The organism is Microcoleus sp. D2_18a_D3 (genome assembly GCF_036702455.1).
Classification (GTDB): domain Bacteria; phylum Cyanobacteriota; class Cyanobacteriia; order Cyanobacteriales; family Microcoleaceae; genus Microcoleus.
Genome location: NZ_JAUBTK010000134.1, coordinates 1 through 1,660 on the forward strand (window position 1 = coordinate 1; position 1,660 = coordinate 1,660).

The window sequence follows — 1,660 nt, forward strand, 5'->3', positions numbered from 1 at the left end:
TCTGGTTGTTCGCTCATCTGACTACATTACCATATTTTTCGGCTCTCGAACGACTATTTTTCACCTGAATCCTTACGCCTCGTGAAACTGATTTATCAATGACAGACCTAAAAAACACTTGATTTCTACTGCTATCTTCTGTCCGTACTTTTCGGCTCCTAACAAATTATTTTGGGCTCCTAAGTCCACATAAAGCTTATCTTCGTCTACTTTGAGGTACAAAGGATCGTGGGTAATAGTCCACCCTTCTTTTTCCAAAGCTGAACATACAGAGACATGAAAGATATCTTTGGCAGACATAGATTTTGAGAAATCATGTTACTCGCTCCCATTATATCATATCCTACGACTGTGCCAGACAAACGGGCGATTGCATTTTGAATTAAGTGCGATCGTTTCTTCCTTCTCAATTTAATTGTAAGGTCGATAAAATACCAGAGTCTGACTGGTGCGATCGCCTCAATATTTGACGATCGGCCTCAAACATACTATTCAGCTTTTCCCTACGGATGAATCTGACTCAAAATCACCCGCAACCGATCGTAATCATCCTTCAGCAAAACACTCAAACTCCTCCCCGCTTCCACCAACCAAGATCGATCGCGCATCCGCAACTGATAAATCTCCCGAATCGCCGCCGCCGTCAGCGCATCCACCGGCGCGTTAGCCACCCCCAGCAGCGTCCTCAAAAAATCCAACTGCACCGTAAAATCAATCACCTCATCGGGTTCGCAGCGATAAACCGCCTGGTGAATTTGCGGCGGGCGCGGCGGCAAATACTGATAAATTTTACCCCTAGAGGGGCCGTGACCGTTCAACCTTTCCGGCGCCGTCTCAAACCCCACAATCGCCACTCGAAACTCGGTTTTGAGCATCGCAAAAATCTGCGGTTGTTCTTCCCGCAACTCTTCCAGCGACAAACCCAAAGCGCGAGCTCTGTGCACCGAGTCGATCGGGCTAGTCGTAGCGTAATAAACCACGCCGTAGATTTGATTTTTCGACTCTTCATCCTCCGCCTTCACCCAACTCCCAAAAGGTGGCATCACGGGAAAGCTTAAGTCTTCCGGTTCCAAACATTGAGCCAAAAACTCCGAAGTTGCCGTCTCGATTACCTCAGCAATGCGATCGGGATGGCGCTCTTTTGTAGCAAATTGGGGTAAAGGTAAACGCATACTTTTAGTGATTAGTCATTAGTCATTAGTCATTAGTCATTAGTCATCAGTCATGGGTTTTGTGCTAGTTTTCAAGGGTCTTCAATTAGTAGCCTGGTATTAGGTACTTTACCAATTACCAATTACCCATTACCAATGACTAATGACCGCTGACTATTTCGCGCGACCAGCCGTAGCATCCACAAGTTCCAACTGTGACACGCGGAATGTAATCAGCTTGTCCCAATTGCCGCCTTCAAACAGTACCGCGACTTTCCCGTCGGTAACTCGCTGGACTTGTCCTTGAAAGGCGTAGTAAATCTCACCCTTATCTTTAACTCGAACTGCCGAACCTGGAAAAATCATAATTGTTTCAATGTTATGTTTGCTGGTTATAGTTTACCTTTTCTTGGCGATCGAGACTTGATGCTAAAACAGGCAAGATGCCTGTTCCACTAACTAAACAGGCAAGATGCCTGTTCCACACACTAAACAGGCAAGATGCCTGT

The 1,660-nt window shown here is 46.0% G+C and carries 3 protein-coding genes; all 3 read right to left on the reverse strand.

Features of this window, described 5'->3' with window-relative positions; genetic code table 11:
• Positions 1-72: 72 nt before the first annotated feature.
• The 3 genes from QUB06_RS32640 to QUB06_RS32650 all read right to left on the reverse strand — a co-directional run bounded on the left by QUB06_RS32640 (position 73) and on the right by QUB06_RS32650 (position 1,517).
• Entirely contained in the window at positions 73-300 is a 228-nt protein-coding gene (locus tag QUB06_RS32640; RefSeq protein ID WP_333438803.1) for an element excision factor XisH family protein, read from the reverse strand.
• 203 nt (positions 301-503) lie between these two features.
• Positions 504-1,172, reverse strand: coding sequence for an HAS-barrel domain-containing protein (locus QUB06_RS32645; RefSeq protein WP_333144649.1), 669 nt, complete (start codon positions 1,170-1,172; stop codon positions 504-506).
• Positions 1,173-1,325: 153 nt separating this feature from the next.
• The gene (locus QUB06_RS32650; protein ID WP_333107595.1) at positions 1,326-1,517 is read right to left on the reverse strand and encodes an NAD(P)H dehydrogenase subunit NdhS; all 192 of its coding nucleotides are present in this window, start codon (positions 1,515-1,517) and stop codon (positions 1,326-1,328) included.
• Positions 1,518-1,660 lie beyond the last annotated feature (143 nt).